Origin of the sequence: Enterococcus sp. AZ170, assembly GCF_050545135.1 — a bacterium.
Taxonomy (GTDB): domain Bacteria; phylum Bacillota; class Bacilli; order Lactobacillales; family Enterococcaceae; genus Enterococcus_L; species Enterococcus_L ureilyticus.
On record NZ_CP172947.1, the window covers coordinates 3,226,818 to 3,243,311 of the forward strand.

Annotated in this window: 19 protein-coding genes; 10 read left to right on the forward strand and 9 right to left on the reverse strand. The window is 35.7% G+C overall.

The annotated features are described in order from the left end of the window. The first annotated feature begins 1 nt into the window (after position 1). Positions 2 to 352, forward strand: a complete 351-nt coding sequence (locus IGJ55_RS15435) for a DUF4260 family protein (RefSeq protein WP_069640312.1) — start codon at positions 2 to 4, stop codon at positions 350 to 352. A gap of 187 nt (positions 353 to 539) precedes the next feature. Here IGJ55_RS15435 and IGJ55_RS15440 read toward each other — a convergent pair whose 3' ends face one another. Next, positions 540 to 2,018: a lytic polysaccharide monooxygenase gene (locus tag IGJ55_RS15440; protein WP_429948414.1), complete on the reverse strand. Its 1,479-nt coding sequence runs from the start codon at positions 2,016 to 2,018 to the stop codon at positions 540 to 542. Positions 2,019 to 2,402: 384 nt separating this feature from the next. Between IGJ55_RS15440 and IGJ55_RS15445 the strand changes: the two genes are divergently transcribed. Next, entirely contained in the window at positions 2,403 to 3,866 is a 1,464-nt protein-coding gene (locus tag IGJ55_RS15445; protein WP_430606803.1) for a helix-turn-helix domain-containing protein, read from the forward strand. A gap of 119 nt (positions 3,867 to 3,985) precedes the next feature. Here the strand turns inward: IGJ55_RS15445 and IGJ55_RS15450 are convergent, their stop codons facing one another. Together IGJ55_RS15450 and IGJ55_RS15455 are read right to left on the reverse strand one after the other, a co-directional pair. Then, positions 3,986 to 4,744 carry a MurR/RpiR family transcriptional regulator gene (locus tag IGJ55_RS15450; RefSeq protein WP_429948410.1) on the reverse strand — a complete coding sequence of 253 codons (759 nt, stop codon included), beginning with the start codon at positions 4,742 to 4,744 and terminating at the stop codon, positions 3,986 to 3,988. A 16-nt stretch (positions 4,745 to 4,760) separates the two neighbouring features. Beyond that, on the reverse strand, positions 4,761 to 5,549 hold the full coding sequence (locus tag IGJ55_RS15455; protein ID WP_244884611.1) for a LysR family transcriptional regulator: 789 nt from the start codon (positions 5,547 to 5,549) through the stop codon (positions 4,761 to 4,763). Positions 5,550 to 5,652: 103 nt separating this feature from the next. Between IGJ55_RS15455 and IGJ55_RS15460 the strand changes: the two genes are divergently transcribed. Continuing rightward, a complete protein-coding gene (locus IGJ55_RS15460; protein WP_429948406.1) occupies positions 5,653 to 6,189 on the forward strand; it encodes a DUF4865 family protein in 537 nt (178 codons plus the stop codon). A gap of 306 nt (positions 6,190 to 6,495) precedes the next feature. On the opposite strand, the gene IGJ55_RS15465 is transcribed toward IGJ55_RS15460, so the two are convergent. The 3 genes from IGJ55_RS15465 to IGJ55_RS15475 form a co-directional block, all read right to left on the reverse strand. Next, entirely contained in the window at positions 6,496 to 7,053 is a 558-nt protein-coding gene (locus IGJ55_RS15465) for a DNA-3-methyladenine glycosylase I (protein ID WP_069640318.1), read from the reverse strand. 102 nt (positions 7,054 to 7,155) lie between these two features. Continuing rightward, positions 7,156 to 7,854, reverse strand: a complete 699-nt coding sequence (locus IGJ55_RS15470) for a glucosamine-6-phosphate deaminase (protein ID WP_207121271.1) — start codon at positions 7,852 to 7,854, stop codon at positions 7,156 to 7,158. 153 nt (positions 7,855 to 8,007) lie between these two features. Beyond that, positions 8,008 to 8,772, reverse strand: a complete 765-nt coding sequence (locus IGJ55_RS15475; protein WP_430606805.1) for a C39 family peptidase — start codon at positions 8,770 to 8,772, stop codon at positions 8,008 to 8,010. 241 nt (positions 8,773 to 9,013) lie between these two features. On the opposite strand from IGJ55_RS15475, the gene IGJ55_RS15480 reads away from it, so the two are divergent. From IGJ55_RS15480 to IGJ55_RS15505, 6 genes are all read left to right on the forward strand, one after another. Then, positions 9,014 to 9,379: a hypothetical protein gene (locus IGJ55_RS15480; protein ID WP_069640321.1), complete on the forward strand. Its 366-nt coding sequence runs from the start codon at positions 9,014 to 9,016 to the stop codon at positions 9,377 to 9,379. Positions 9,380 to 9,552: 173 nt separating this feature from the next. Then, positions 9,553 to 10,029, forward strand: a complete 477-nt coding sequence (locus tag IGJ55_RS15485) for a GNAT family N-acetyltransferase (protein WP_429948402.1) — start codon at positions 9,553 to 9,555, stop codon at positions 10,027 to 10,029. Between the two features lie 102 nt (positions 10,030 to 10,131). Beyond that, positions 10,132 to 10,599: a GNAT family N-acetyltransferase gene (locus IGJ55_RS15490; protein WP_069640323.1), complete on the forward strand. Its 468-nt coding sequence runs from the start codon at positions 10,132 to 10,134 to the stop codon at positions 10,597 to 10,599. A gap of 17 nt (positions 10,600 to 10,616) precedes the next feature. After that, complete coding sequence (locus IGJ55_RS15495; protein WP_429948400.1) at positions 10,617 to 11,000, forward strand: ACT domain-containing protein; 384 nt, start codon at positions 10,617 to 10,619, stop codon at positions 10,998 to 11,000. A gap of 138 nt (positions 11,001 to 11,138) precedes the next feature. After that, a complete protein-coding gene (locus IGJ55_RS15500; RefSeq protein ID WP_430606808.1) occupies positions 11,139 to 11,837 on the forward strand; it encodes a class I SAM-dependent methyltransferase in 699 nt (232 codons plus the stop codon). 19 nt (positions 11,838 to 11,856) lie between these two features. Further along, the gene (locus tag IGJ55_RS15505; protein ID WP_069640326.1) at positions 11,857 to 12,261 is read left to right on the forward strand and encodes a DUF1622 domain-containing protein; all 405 of its coding nucleotides are present in this window, start codon (positions 11,857 to 11,859) and stop codon (positions 12,259 to 12,261) included. An 84-nt stretch (positions 12,262 to 12,345) separates the two neighbouring features. Here IGJ55_RS15505 and IGJ55_RS15510 read toward each other — a convergent pair whose 3' ends face one another. Continuing rightward, positions 12,346 to 13,128, reverse strand: a complete 783-nt coding sequence (locus tag IGJ55_RS15510) for a hypothetical protein (RefSeq protein WP_207121267.1) — start codon at positions 13,126 to 13,128, stop codon at positions 12,346 to 12,348. Between the two features lie 269 nt (positions 13,129 to 13,397). On the opposite strand from IGJ55_RS15510, the gene IGJ55_RS15515 reads away from it, so the two are divergent. Then, positions 13,398 to 14,135: a class A sortase gene (locus IGJ55_RS15515; RefSeq protein WP_069640328.1), complete on the forward strand. Its 738-nt coding sequence runs from the start codon at positions 13,398 to 13,400 to the stop codon at positions 14,133 to 14,135. Positions 14,136 to 14,195: 60 nt separating this feature from the next. On the opposite strand, the gene IGJ55_RS15520 is transcribed toward IGJ55_RS15515, so the two are convergent. Both IGJ55_RS15520 and IGJ55_RS15525 read right to left on the reverse strand, forming a co-directional pair. After that, positions 14,196 to 14,417, reverse strand: a complete 222-nt coding sequence (locus IGJ55_RS15520; protein ID WP_069640329.1) for a hypothetical protein — start codon at positions 14,415 to 14,417, stop codon at positions 14,196 to 14,198. Positions 14,418 to 14,701: 284 nt separating this feature from the next. Further along, positions 14,702 to 16,396 carry an oleate hydratase gene (locus IGJ55_RS15525; protein WP_069640330.1) on the reverse strand — a complete coding sequence of 565 codons (1,695 nt, stop codon included), beginning with the start codon at positions 16,394 to 16,396 and terminating at the stop codon, positions 14,702 to 14,704. Between the last annotated feature and the right edge of the window lie 98 nt (positions 16,397 to 16,494).

The window sequence follows — 16,494 nt, forward strand, 5'->3', positions numbered from 1 at the left end:
CATGACCAACAAAACCATTTTACGTTTAGAAAATGGAACACTCTTTCTTTTAGCTCTCTCATTATTTATCTATCTAGGGTTCCCAATCTTTTATTTCTTCCTTTTTCTTTTACTACCTGATATCACCATGATCGGTTATTTAGGTGGTTCCTCACTCGGCGCTAAAATTTACAATTTAGGCCACACTTTAGTTTTCCCTGTATTACTACTTTTACTTTATCTTGTCATACCTATCATCCTCTTATTGCCGATTGCGATCATTTGGAGCGCTCATATTTTTATGGATCGAACCTTAGGTTATGGCCTGAAATATCCAGATGAATTTAAACATACGCATATTCAAAATTTATGACAAATAAAGAGTCTAAGATATCACTCTACGAGTGATATCTTAGACTCAAGGAATCCTTATAAACGGCGGGAGCAGAAGCACTCCCTTCTTATTTCTCGGGATTAAACACTCCTGTCTCAACCTCTTTATTGCTCATACTATGTCGTAATGATTATTTGTTTATTACTGTGTCTACAAGTTGTATTGATTAATTTAGTACCCAAACATTTGAAGTTGCTGGTTCGTTGCCTTGTGTCCACCATTTTGCTTTGTAAGTCTTTCCTTGGAAGATCACTTTGTCTCCGCCACTATAGGCTTTACTCGTTTCCCAATTCAGTACTTTATCTGAAAGAAGTTTCCACGCATCGGATTTATCTGGACGATCACCTTTCGTCCACCATTTTGCTTCATATTCTAAATCATCAAAGATTACTTTATCCCCACCATTATACACTTTGTCAGCATCCCACGTTATCTGACCACTTGGTGCTTCTTTTGTTTTCACAGAAAATACTGCACTCGTTTCTGATACATTTCCACCAACACTAATTGCTTTTACTGTATAGTTGTACGTTGTGTTTGCCTTTAAACCAGTGTCTTTAAAACTTGTTTTTTCAGTTGTTCCTACTTTTTTACCATCACGATAGATTTCGTAGTGTTTAACACCTAAGAAGTGAGTTGCTTTGGTCCACATTAAATCGACGGTATTTTCAGTCGTACCCATCGAGTGTACATTTGTTGGCGCTGTTGGTTTTTGATCATCTTCTACAGCAGATGATTGGGTCGTCACTTTCACTGCTGTACTTTTTTCAGAAACTTCCCCGGATGTTCCAACTGCTTCTACTTGATAAGTATATGTTGTATTTTCTGATAAGTTTGCATCATTAAATTGGGCACCGCCAACTGTTCCTACTTTTTTACCATCACGGTAGACATTGTATTCTTTTGTATTTGTAACAGGGCTCCACGTTAATTTAAGTGAAGACGTCGTTACCTCAGTTGCTTTTACATTTGTTGGCGTTTCTGGCACTACCTCAATTGGAGGTGTGACCTCACCATTGCCTTTTACATTCACATCAATGACATTATAAAACGCATTTGTTGTATCTGCGACATCCCAGACTGCTAAAATCACATGATATCCTGAACGATTTTCTGGGACAACAATTTGATGCGACTTATTGTTTGAAGCTGCTGAGCCATCGTGTTTGACTTCGCCAAGAAAATCAAAATCAGCTCTTGCTAATGGTTTTTCTGGGTTCCAGCCAACTTTAGTCATATAATAATGCCATTTAGTCGTACTATGAGGTGCTGTATAATGCCACGTAAATGTATTTAAACCAGTATTGATGTCTGATTTTGTCCAACGATTCATACCAGTACTATCCATTACTGAGTCAGTAATTTGTCCTTTGCCACCTTCTGCTGAAGCAATTTTGCCATCAGCGGGTCCTGCTTGCGGGAATCCTTTGTCAAACTCTAACGATTGCGGATTGGTAATTACCATTCCATATTTCTCCATCGCCGCGCTCCACCCCATTGTATTTTTATCTAATGAACCTTGATAACCTCGAGCTGCTGGTTTTTCTACATAGCCATGAGCATTGGCTTCCTCTGCGTTCATCAAACCTACTCCACCTAAAATAATTGATGAGACCAATACAAACCCTACTAATTTTTTCTTCATAATTCTCCTCCGTTTACTATTTTGCCTTTAACTGGCTTAACAATAGTTTAAACGTTATATAAGAAAAAAAAGGGTCATTTATGGTCAAAAAAAAGTAATAGTTGATTTTTTTTATCTATTATATGAAAACAAAAACAAATTCCAAACAATACAAGGTGAATATCACAAATGTTATCTAAAAATCCCCCCTTAAAAGGTCATATTTTTCTATTTAAAAGAAAAAATTGAATGATATATTTCAAATCATTTTAAAAAGTATAAAGTAATAGTGATTGCTATATAGACAAAGCGGATTGTTTCACGTTAAAATAAGAAACACCTTGAGATTTATTTCATTAGAAGTTAAAGATAAATAAAAAAACAAAAAAAGAAAGTGTTGATACCATGAAAGACATTCTTTCCTCACGCTCCAAAAGGCAATTGGAGCTAGTAGAATTATTAGCCGACAATGATTGGGTTACTTTAGCCACCGCATCAGAGACTTTAAATGCCCCAGTAAAAACGTTAAAATCAGATATGATTGAACTAGAAGCATTGTTAGCACCTACTACGATTGAAGCTTCCAAAAAGTATGGGATTCGTCTCGCAGCAAATTATGACTTCTGCAAAACGAGTATCTATCAAAAATTCATAAAAAATAGCGTTGAGTTCCAACTTATCGAAAATATTTTTTTACATAGTTTTTCTACAATCATCGACTTAGCTGACAATCTGTACACCAGCGTCTCCACAATCAAACGAATCGTCCTACGAGTGAATCAACTGCTTCAACTAGAAGGCTTCACCATTAACTTGAAGAAAATGCAGCTCGTTGGTGACCCACACAGTATTTGCAATTTTATGCAGCACTATTTTTATGAGAAGTATGGCGTCGCAGAAAGTCTTCTGACTCCGCCTCAACTGATTATTTTAGACCAAGTTGGCCTTCAGATCGTGAAACAGGCGCTTCCAAATAAATCCTCACATGATTTAGATTTTTCTTTATTGAATCGCCTACGTTTTTATACGTACACCGTTATTAATCTCTTAAAACATAATAGTGAAAATCAACTGTCTGATATCGCAGAAAAACAATTTGCGATTCTCAATGATACATATGCTTGCGATGAGTTTTATAGTCAATTCCAATTGCCTTTATCCCAAGCAAACTTAAATACTTTTTTTTACTTGTTTTTCAGCGATGAATACATCGACTCTCTAGCACAAGCACAAAAAATGATTAAAAATGATCGAAACGCCTATTTAAAATATCAAAAAATTGAAACTCTTCTATTGGAAATAGAAAAAAAGATGGACAGTAAATGCCACAATTTCGAAAATATTTTTATACGTCTATATAATTTAGACTATCAGATTCACGGACGGACTTATATTTTACATGATAAAAATAAAGAGTTTCTTTTAAGCATTAAGAATCTGTATGGCCATTTTCCGATGGAATTGATTCAGTCTTTACAAGCAATTTTTTACTCTAGCCCACATAAAGAGTACATGATCAACGAATCCATTTCTATTCTATTCACAAATTGGCCTGACTTGCTTGATCGTTTAGAGTATTCAACACCTACTATGAAAGCCTGCCTTTTATTTAACTCTAGTATAGAGTATATGGATATGCTTTCTGAGCGGATCACTTATTATTTGCGTGGCCGTTTTTCTTGCACACCTTTACATATTACATCTCTAGAAGAATTAGAAAAACAAGCAGTAGAATATGATTGTATTATCACCAATATCCCAGAAATCTATATCAATACGATTCCAACTATCGTTATTCCTTTGATTCCAGATGCGAAGAGTTTTGATAAATTAATGTTGGTTTATGAAGATTATTTTGATCAAAATTAACTGGTACTTGTATACAATAAAAGGAGCGTGGACAAAACTAAAGTTTAGTTTTGTCCACGCTCCTTCTTGATGATAACCATTCATAGTTTTTATAAAAAATACCTATTTATGTACAGTTTTTAATCAAAACTAGGTACTTTTGTTATTAACTTTTCAAAAATCAGTGTACTCATTACATGTAACATCAATCTTGAACGAATTTTTTTCTGATCTCCAGAACTGCTAGTCAATAAAGAATACGTACTGATCGCTCTTAGTTTATTCGCAGCTACATTCGTGATTGAAATAATTTTTGTTCTATTACATTTTGCTTTGATCATGGTTTCATTGATCTCATCCACTTGGCCACTTAAAGAAAAAACAATGACTACATCCTGATCTGTACTCATTTGAGGAATACATTCGATTAAAAATTTATCAGAATAGTCATTTGTCCACAGTCCACTCAATTTTAGTTTACGATTAAATTCAGTGGCTACTTGAGAACTTGAACCCGTCCCTACACAAAAGATCCTTCTTGCATTAATCAAGCAATTACAAATTTGATCGACATTATTTTCATCGATCAATTCTAAAGTTGTCAAAGTGTCTTTTTTTATATCCTCTAAGACACGGACAAAGTTAGAAGCCACTGGGTAACTACGTTGTCTCTCTTCCCTTGATTGAACAAATGCAGCTTTCAATTCACTGAATGTCGCATAATTCAACTTTTTACATGCTCTGATGATTGTAGCATTTGATACATATAGCACTTCTTTAATATTTTTTAATTTTAGTTCTTCAATTTTTTCGAATTTTAAAATAAAATCGATGACTCCCCGCTCAGCTTCTGACAATCGCTCATAGTTTGAATTGATATCTTTATAAATATCGCTCACATAAATCAAATCCTCTCTATATCAGATCGTTGCTCTGCTCCAAAAATAAACGAACATGTTGCCTGTCCTTTTGATTTCCAACGATATATATAGGAACTTGCTGCTCAATTGGAGCAAAAAGCAACGATTGATTTTGCTTCTCCAGAAAGAAACGCTTGGGTAATATCGACCAACCTACTCCTTTTTTTATTAGGTCGATCATCAAGTAAATAGAGTCCACTTCGACAATTTTACATGTCTGCGGATTGATTAAAGATAGCATCATCTTTCTATACGGACATTCCTTGTCCCGACTGATCAGACACACATCTTGTATATCTGAGGCAGACAGCCGGCCAACCTCTTCATAAAATAAAACATTGCTATCAAGAGAAGTCCTTTTATTTGTGATCAATACATCAATTTCTTTGCTTGCATACATTTTTTCTAAGCGATCTGTCCCCTCAATGATTAGCTCTATCGCAGGCTGATAAGGGATGACCTTGGTTAATTCAAAGTAATTAAGTGCAATCGTTTGTGTACAACCGATCTTTAGCGGGATTTTTTTGTAATGACGTTGAATTTCATCGATTTGGATCAAAATTATTGTTGCGTACTCCAATAACTTTTCTCCTTCTGGAAGTAGTATAACCCCTCGATTTGTCCGCTCAAAAAGCCTCACTGTCAGTTCTTCTTCTAATAGTCGAATGCGTTCAGTTATATTGGATTGTGCATACCCCATTATTCTGGCGGCTTCTGACATCGAACCAGCGGTTGCTACGCATTGAAAGATCGTTAAATCGTTCAATTCCATCTTACCACCCATTTCTTGCTATCACAATTACTGATACCTTATATCATTTTTGCATATTATGCAACACTTTTTGAAAAGAATATAATGAATTTATCAAGAATAGGAGGCAACAGAAATGAATGCGATGCAATACAAAATAACTTTACCAGACGATTATGACATGTCAGTGATTAGAAATCGAGTAACGACCAATGGAACAAAAACAGATCATTTTGAGGGATTACTTTTTAAAGCTTATCTTATTTCAGAAAAAGTCCAAGGAGCAATTTCTAATTCATATGCGCCTTTATATGTATGGCGCGAGTCTGAAGGGATGAATCAATTTATTTTTGGAGGATTTTACGACCATATCATTCGTGACTTTGGCTGGCAGTCGGTCCAAATCGGTATACCTTTAACCTTAGTTTTACCAGAAAATTTTACGGATGCTATTTATTTAACGGAACAAATAATTCCAATCAATGAACAATTATCTTTGATTGATATAGGCAAAAAAATCGTACACAATCAAACACTCTCGAAAAATAGTCTAGGTTATCTAGCCATCTATAATCCTGATAAATGGCTAGCAGCCGTTTTTGAATTTTACGCTGAAAAACCTCTGCACAGTACCGTAGCTCTATATGAGATACTTCATATTTCTACCAGTTAAAAGAAAATGGAGGTTGGGACAGGGGTGTTTAATCCCGAGAAATAAGAAGGAATTCACGAAAATTGCTCTTCAAATTTTCGTGAATTTCAGCTTATTTTCGAAGCCTTCAAATCTTAGTGTTTTAGCACTTAGAATTTGATGTGATCGAAGTAAAGCGTAGTGATTGCTTCTGCTCCCACCGTTTATACGGATTCCTTGAGTCTGAGATATAATGATGTGACCCCCAAAAATTGTATTTTCCACGTACAACTTTTAGGGCGCACATCATAACTCGTAGAGTTATGTCCCAGACTCTATTTTTTATCATTACTGGCATTTAAAACAATGAAGTAAATGATCATCTACCATGCCTGTTGCTTGCATAAACGCATAAACGGTCGTTGTCCCCAAGAATTTAAAGCCCTTTTTCTTCAGATCTTTACTGATTCTATCAGACAATTCTGTAGAAGCTGGGACTTCTTTGATATCTTGCCATCGATTTTTGATAGGCTTTCCATCTACGTAAGCCCAGATAAATCGATCAAAGCGACCATATTCCTCTCGAATTGCCATAAAGGCCTGTGCATTATTGATCGTGGCCTTGATTTTTAGTTTATTTCTAATAATGCCTGGATCTTCTAATAACAAATCGACTTTCTCTTGGTCATACTTTGCAATTTTTAAATAATCAAACTGATCATAGGCACTAGTCAAGGTCGCTCTTTTTTTCAGAATCGTTGACCAGCTCAAACCAGCTTGCATACTTTCTAAAATCAACATTTCAAAGAGTTTTTGATCATCGTGTTGCGCAGTGCCCCACTCTTCATCATGATACTTCTCTTCTAGTTCATTGCCATTTGCCCAATCACACCGAATTTTTTCCATATCCTACTCCATTCTTTTTTACTAAGCATAACACGAGAACATACGTTTGTAAAATGTGTAAAAAAATTAAGACATTTTATCGCCTTAATTTTTTTCATTCTTTTATTTGTCAAGCTCACTGGCTGCAGCTTCGTCTAAAATAACTGTAAGATTTGGATGTAACTGTAAGACGGATGCTGGAAGCTCTTCTGTTACTGGACCTTGCAGTACCTTTTTGACCATCTCAGCTTTTTTCTCACCATTTACGATCAAAATCAAATGCTTCACACGCATCACACTGACAGGACCCATCGTCACGAATTCTAGTCCTGCTTCCATCATATCTGGTACAAACCAAGGCTCCTCTCCAGTGACTTTGATTTTATAAGTCAAATTTTCAAAACTTGTCGTTGTCGGCATATTCCCGCAGAAATGGCCATCTCCGCCTAATCCAATCAGCATTGCATCCAAACCGCCAGCCATCGCTAATCGTTTATCTTGTTCTGCATAGTTTTCTACTGTTAGAGGATGGATGTTTGCTTCATTGATATTTGCAGGTGTTAAATATAATTTACGTAAATCAGTAATCGTGATGCCTTCTGCTTGATCTGCTACAGGAATTTCATCGAAATTATAATAATGAACATTCGCATAATCTGGGGAGTCTTTGACAATGTCTACCATTCTTTTATAGACTCCAACAGGTGTATTGCCAGCTGTTATAGATAAATTAACGCGTTTATCTTGACTCATATGACCTAATAAAATATTTTTAGTTGTTTCACTCATCGCTTCAAAATCTTTTTCGATAATAATTTTCATTCCGTTCACTCCATTTCCTTCTTATACTCCAATTGTATAATGTGGGAACCATCCCATGTCAATGGCTTAATCAAAATAAATAGAACGTTTTCTTTTTTGATTGAAGGTGAACCCGCCCTCCTCACACAAAGGTTGGTCTGGTTCACCTTTTTTTTATTTATAGATCGCCCAAAAATTCAAAGCTTCATTCATTAATTCATCTGCTGTAAATTCCTTTTTCGAATGTCCTTTAATTTCAGAATCATTTGGGTCATTCAGCCAGAATTTCCCATTATTTGTCCCAGTAAGTACCATGATATGGCCAGTTTCTGTAAATAAACCTGGTTTCACGGAAATAATGACTGGATGATTTTGTTTTAGCTGTTCTTCAACAGCAGTAATATCTGTTTCAAGATCTTCAAATTGATAGCCCTTAGCCATTGCAAAATCAGAGAAAGCTGACCACGCTGTTCCTTCCCCTTCTAAATAGTAATCATTTTTGGACCAATTTAGAATATCTTGTGGTGTATATTGTTTGTTATCTAAAAAAGAAGAGACCATCGCTAATGAAAGAATCGCACAGCCATTGATTTCTAGAGTATTTCCATCAAGATTCCCCATACCATAAGGTGTGGCCTTCCATTTATCATCAGTTTGTAACAATAACTCGATCGGCATTCGATTGACAAATTTTCCTTGTCTTAAATCTTCATTGACTTGTTCTGTATAGGTGAGTTTTTTGACCTTCTCTGGTTCTTTTGAACTCTCACTTGTCTCCGTTACTTTTGGTTCATCTGCTTTTCCATCAGCAAATAATGCTGAAAAACCATGCCCTTCTTCCATCGGTGCTACTTTGGCTAAAATAGCCCCTGCAAATGCTGCTACTACTAGTAATGCAATAATAGGTAATGTTGATTTTTTTTCTATTTTTTGCTTCATTGATATCTCCCTCTTTTAAGTTGAAAGTTCCAGCTATTTCTCTCACTTTCAAACAAATTACTTAAACGTAATCAGTACTTCTAATATTACTGAATCTGCTGAAAAAAGCAAGTAAGAATAATCATTTATAAAGTCATTGCGAACATATTTTCTTGAATTATTTCTCTTTATTAGGTAGAATAGTAGTACCTGATTATTCAGAGTCTGATAGTAGCAGTAAATTCGCGAAGGAGGTAGAAGAATGGACAACAACCATAAATCAACAATGAAAAGCATTTCAAAATTGATCAGCCAATCTTCCCAAAGTTTCTTTTCGGCATTTTTAGACGACTCTAAAGATAAGCAGAGTAAAAATAAAGAGCGTGAAGAAATTCTTAAGAAATTACAAGTTGCTTCTGCGCAAAAAAGTTTAGTTGTTTTACAATTAAAAGAAGTGCCGACTTCTCAAAAATTCGAAACAGTTTCTGGATGGATCGTCTCCAAGAATATAAGTGATTCGATCATGTTACGCTTACAAGAAGATAGCCAACAAATCCGGATGATCACTGTTGACCATATAAAAAAAGTTAGTACCTTGTCTAAAAATGACAAACGTCTGATTAAATAAAAAACAGTTGGAGAGGAGCATAAGCGCTTTTCTCTAATTTTTTTATTTAAAGATCAATTCTCTCTACCATTTCGCTCATCCATTGGCTAGGAGAACAGGCATTTTCTCCAATCATGTGATTTGAATCGATCTTTTTGTGATAAAATGAACAAAAAGAAGCATTGGAGGATACTATGAACAACAGAATCAAACCGCTCTTATCCACAAATGGAGCTCAGCTTAAAGAAGCACTCACACTTGTTCACTCAGTTTTCCAAGAATTTGAAGCACCTGATTACGCTAATGAAGGGATCGAACGTTTCAAACAATTTATCACTTTTGATGAAATCACTCAACAACTAGTTGCCAAAGAATTGATGATTTGGTCCCATTTCTCCGATGAATCAAAAATGACAGGAATGATTGCATTGCGTCTACCAAACCATATCTCCTTGCTTTTTGTAGACAAAGCCTATCACAAACAAGGGATTGCACGCCGACTTGTGGAAACCGTTGCGACATACTGCCAAACATTTCACAATATTTCAGAACTGACACTCAACTCTTCCCCTTACGCAATTAAAGCTTACAAACATCTAAGCTTTAGCCCTACAGACATTCAGCAGGAAATTGATGGAATTATTTTTACCCCAATGAAAAAAATACTATAAATCAACTGCACAAGTGCCGTCAAAAAAGTTATACTAGCTATAGAGGAATCGTTATTTTCCTATCGGCTAAAAGAAACATTACGTAAGGCAGGAGGAACGATCATGTATCTAACCATGTATGAAGATACCCACGAAACACTTATTCATAATTATTGCTTATCAGAAAAAAAAATGCGCTACGTTCGTGAACCTAAAATAGCTACAGCTTTAATAAAAAAAGATCCACTGCGGCACGCTATTCTTGCTTTTGAAGGCGACTATTTAGTAGCTTTTTTAACCCTTTATGAAGCCAACGGTGGCAGCTTTTACTCTACAAATAAAAACTGTTTATTAGTACAAGATCTCTCAACTGATTATCGTCATTTAAGGAATGGCTATGTCCAACAAGCGGTTCAATTATTACCAGCCTTCGTCCGACAACAGTTTCCGACTATTGATGAACTGATGATCATCGTCAATGAAGATCAGGCTTTCACCAAGGTATTATGCAAAGAAGCTGGGTTTCAAAATATTTATAGTGAGTTGCCTGATATTTATGGTTCTCAAGTTTTTCTACAGATTCTACTTTAAATAAATGGAGGTATCCTATGCAACTCAAGCTATTAGATTCTATCGATTATACAATTTTAAAATTACCTGCTCATGCTGAAATCCCCACTTTCTTTTATAAAATAGACACGTTCAAAAGTATTACCTACACCAAAGAAGAGTGTTCTCTTGTTGTACCGACAGCAACCATCGAAACAAAAGAGGCTTTATCTATTGATAGTAACTGGTTCATTATCCAGGTCGTCGGCGAGTTGGATTTTTCTCTCGTTGGTATTTTGACTCAGTTAGCCAATCCATTAGCTGAAAATCTAATTTCAATTTTTGCTTTATCTACTTATAATACTGATTACCTTCTGATTAAAAATAGGGATAAAGAAAAAGCTATCCATGTACTTAGCCAGTGCGGTCATACCTTTCAATAATATTTCATTGAATTCTCTTTTATGGGTATTATTTGAACAATCTGCTACAATAAAAGGGATAACATGAACGCTGGTTTAAAGGAGACATAATATGAAAAATGAATACGATAACCCTCATTTTTTGATGCTTACAGTCAAATGACTCGTTCAAAAAAAGGGCTTGAAGGTGCTGGAGAATGGCATGAGTTAAAAAAACTATTGCCTGACTTCACTGGAAAAAAAGTCCTTGATCTTGGCTGTGGCTATGGTTGGCATTGTCGTTATGCAGTGGAACAGGGTGCGGAAAAAGTCATTGGCATTGATTTATCTGAGCGAATGATTGAAAGAGCCCAAGCCATGACTGATTCTTCAAAAATCAGCTACCTTTTAATGAGTATGGAAGAAATTGATACTTTAAATGAAACGTTTGATATCGTGATTAGTTCCTTAGCACTTCATTATGTTTCTTCTTTTGATACAATTGCAAAAAAAGTCAATGACTGTTTAAAACCTAACGGCGATTTTATTTTTTTCTCAGAGCATCCGATTTTCTCAGCACAAGGAACGCAAGAATGGATTTATGATCAAAACGGTCAGCCACTTTACTGGCCAGTTGATCGCTACTTCGACGAAAGCATTCGTGAAACCAGTTTCTTAGGCGAGCAGGTCTTGAAATACCATAAAACATTGACTACTTACATAAACGGACTGTTAATCAATGGTTTTCAACTCACTCATTTGATTGAACCGATGCCAGCTCCTGAAATGTTAGCGGCCAATACTGAGATGCGTGATGAGTTGCGTAGACCAATGATGCTGATCGTTTCTGCAAAAAAAACAACGAACCAAACTAATTAGCCCAAAGGAGGTTTCTTCTATGCACGACCTAGCTCAAAACATTATGGACAACTTGATTCCTTTCTTTGACTTATTTATTTTAGCGTTGAATATTTTTTCGATTGTCGTCTTGATTTGGGGTGTTATTATGGCGGGTATCGATTTCCTGAAAAGTGAACGTACCGATCGAAACCGTGTTGTAATGGCTCGACAAAACAACTTTATTAAAAGTTTTCTAGGTAGTTATATCTTACTTAGTTTAGAAATTTTAATTGCCGCAGATATTATTGAGTCGATCATCAAACCGACTTTTCAAGATATTTTAAAACTAGCGATTTTAGTTGTGATCAGAACGGTTATTTCCTATTTCTTGCATAAAGAAATTGAAGATGCATTGAAAGATAAAGAAAGTAAAGATGACCAAAAAAAACGAGTTGATCTGTGATGACACGGCCTAGAAGGATAAATTCAATAAAAGAGGCTCTTTGCCAACTAATGTTGGTAAAGAGCCTCTTCTTTGTTATTTTAGTTAAGCCTGTCTCGGTAATTCGATAAAGCCAAATTCATCTTCTTGCATTAAACGCCAAGTCCGTTTAGCTGTATTATAAATCAATATAGCAATTACGGGTTCCTTTCGGTAAGCGAAATTCTTGGTTTTCCATAAAGAATCTTCTACCACATGAATTGGAATATGGTATTCTTTGCCTTTGATATCCATCTGATCAAAACAAAAAACAACGCCTTCTTGCAAAATCGGTTTCATTTCCTTCAATAATTCGCCATCGAGCTTCTCAACTGGAATCCCACGTTTGAAAAATGTCTTGCGATCATTGACCTTCTCTAAGATCACCCGAGTGATTTTATCAGCTAAAATACGATAAAATTCGTCAATATAGCGATAGTAAACTCTAGTCATATGGTCCACAAATTCAAAAAAAACGAAATCATTTTGTAATTTATAAAAAAAAGGCGAATGTAAGCTTGTTTTCATATGACCAAAGTAAAGCAACTCTGAAATTTCCATTGGCGTTAATTCCTTGAGCATTGTCACATCTGAAAAATCGATCCATTTGATTTCTTCGTTTATCTTGCGACGATCAGCAATAGAGAAATACTGTTCGACATTCTCTTGCCCACGAATGATCTTCAAGCCACTATGCATATCATACTCGCCTTCTTCAGCAGAAGGGTTCAGTAAAAGCAGGTTCTTAGGGTGATGAACAATAGAGCGCGTAAAATCTGTATGTGTGATTCCTTTTGATAATACTGCATTACTTGTCATATCAATATGTACATAAATCAATTCCAACATTTGTTCTATCACCCCTATCAATTGTCTTCTCTTTCATTTTACAATATTTTAGCAAAAAAAGCTTGTGTCTTTTATTTTAAGATTCAGTTACAAACAGTTAAAAAGGAGCAACAATCTATAGTAGATAGCGGATAAACGTCTAAAAATAGCATTCGCGTACCCTATTTTTAAGGATCCTTTTAAATAATAATATTTAGAAAAAAATAAAGATTTTAAACTAGGGTTTCAATTTGATTTATGATACACTTAAAAGAAAAAGGAGGAAGCATATGGCCTCAAGAAAAGAACGCCCTAAAAAGAAAAAATCTAAAAAGAGAAATTGGCTAATCAATATCTTTTTATTTTTATTATTGGTTGTTGGTTTAGCTTTAGTTTTTAATACACAAATCAGAAATTGGTTGATTCAACAAAACGGCAAAGAGTACGCAGTGGAGAAGTTAACACCTGAGATCGTTGCAAAAAATAATCAAACAGATACTTCTTTTGATTTTGAAGCAGTTGAATCGCTTAGTACCGAAGCTGTTCTTAAAGCGCAGCTAGCCAATAAAAATCTACCTGTTGTTGGTGCAGTTGCATTGCCTGATGTAAAAATCAACTTACCGATTTTTCGTGGTTTAGACAATGTTGTTTTACTAACTGGTGCAGGAACGATGAAACCTGATCAAGAAATGGGCAAAGGAAACTACGCTCTTGCCAGTCATCGGGTACAGGATATGATTTCATTATTTTCACCCCTAGAATACTCAAAACCTGGTGAATTGATTTATACAACTGACTTAAATAATGTTTATACATATAAGATTACTTATGTTGAAAAAATCGATCCTTCTAGAGTTGAGTTGATCGATGATGTTCCAGGCAAAAAAATGATCACCTTGATTACATGTGGCGATATGTACGCTACGACTCGAATCGCTGTACAAGGTGAATTAGAAACTGTTACACCGATGAAAGAAGCAACACAGGCGATGACAGATGCGTTTAACATGGAACAGTTGACGTTATAATATTTCAAAATAAGCTAGGACGGAAGTGTTAACTTCTCTCCTAGCTTATTTTAATTCTATCTATAAGCGACTTGTCCTTCTCATTCGACCATAACTATAACGAATTGCAGATAATACAAGTACAATGGGGTACATGAACAGCGTTACTGCAAACCATTCTACGTTGAAAACAGATATAAAAGCTACATGATAGGTAACGGCGTAAATCAAAGGCAAAACAAGTGCCATCAACCCATAATACAAACTCATCTCAAATACAACTGTTTTAAATAAACGCTTCATGATTCATTTCCCCAATCTTTTTTAACTTTATCTCGTATTTTTCTCTTGGTTCGTTCTCTACTATTTTATTGTACTTGTTTCTCTTGAGAGATACATCCATCTAAAGACTGAGATTTTTCTAGTCCAATGACCCTATATAGTTTTGACTCTACTTTTCACGAAAAAAAAGGACGAGACAAAAGCTTATTTCCGAAGGATCTGCTTTTTTCTCGCCGTTTACTCGAATTAAGAGCGCGAAACAAAACTGAGTTTTCGTTTTGTCCCACGCTCTTAAGCAATTTAGTTTATCTAAGCATCGTTTGTGCAGCTTTTGCCAGCACTTTTGGATCACGATTATACGGTGTAACAGGAATGATTTCCTTATCAATATCAAACAGTGTATAAACCGCAATTCTTGCAGCTCGAACAGAGTACTCTTCTGTAAAGACCATATCTTTTGGAATTTCCACAAATTGACTGACCATTGCAAAGTTTGTGCTATTTTCAGGAACAACTTGCGGACGATCTGTCATTTTACGTGGTTGGAACTGTGCATCAATATATGGCATGTAGGCAGGAATCACATTCACCACATCTTTAATGATTTCATCCCAATCTGCTTGCCAGCCCATTTGACAGATCCATTCATATAAAATTTCTTCCCCAGTACAATCACGCATTGGTTTTTTCACATAATCACCAACTTTATCTGTGTAAATACCGTAGCCCCAGAAAATAGTCGTGTCAGGATCTTGATTTTTAAAATGAGGTTGAGCCGCAACAACGGTACTCATCAACCAACTAGAATCTTTCAACGTCATCAAAGCACCTGATCCAGGAATATTGCCGGAAAACTCTTCGATTCGTTTTAATAACTTATCCCCTCGACAAGTAACAGTAAAACTTTCCCAGTTCGTTTCAGCTTCATTACCAAAGAATGGTTCAGGATTACCTAATCCTGCTTTTTTCTTGGCAATATTGCGCCATAGACGTGCAGAACGTGATTCTTCCGTCACTTTTGGTGCTGGTGTGCTCCAATCACCTTCTGTTGAACTATCTGTCATCGTTCCGTTGGTCATGATCACAACATCTTCTTCATTTAGTTCGATGGTTTCACCATTTCCCAGTTTTAATGCAGTTACAGTGATTTCAGAACCTGGTTTAAATTCTAAATCTACCACGTCTTCATTTAAGGTAAAGTCTACCCCATGTTTTTCTAAAAATGCTTTTAATGGTAAAATCACGCTATCATATTGATTTAAAGGTGTACGAGTAACTCCTTCTAAGGTATCAATTCGAGAAAATTCTAAAATCATCCGATTCATATAACGGCGTAATTCAAAGGCACTGCTCCATTTTTGGAAAGCAAAAGTTGTTTGCCACATGTACCAGAAGTTGGTTTCAAAGAAATGAGGACCAAACCACTCTTCGATCGTTACACCATCTAAACTTTCTTCAGAAGCTGCTAATAATTTTGTCATCGCTAAACGATCTTCATTGTCAAAGCCCATTGTGTGAGCGTCAAGGATTTCTTGGTCTTTTGTCACTAAACGTGCTTGTGCGTGAGTAGGATGTAAATGATCAAAATTCAAAATTTCTTCTGTTACACTATGGTTTGGCCATTCAAGGGAAGGAATGCTAGCAAATAGTTCCCAGAAATTTTCATAAGTTTCTTCATTCAACATACGACCACCACGCGCGACAAACCCTTTTTCGTTTGTCCCTATTCCATCATTACTACCACCAAGTATTTTCATGCCTTCGATCACATGGATATTTTTTCCATTAAAGTTTGCATCACGAATCAAGTAAGCTGCTGCTGCCATTGTCGCAATCCCGCCGCCAATTAGATAAACTTGTTTGTCTCCATAATAACGGCTGTTGATCTCTTCTTCCACTTCAGCAACTTTTTCGTCTTTCTTTTCAGCGGCTACTTTTTTAGCAAGATAAGCCGCACCTAATGCACCAGCTGCTGCTAATCCAATATGTCTTTTTTTCATGAAAATCCCTCCGATTCAATTTATGAATCTAGCGTACAATGATTTCATGTAAATGTCTTGTGATAGCATTTCCATTTCGTCTTCTTTTTAGACACTAT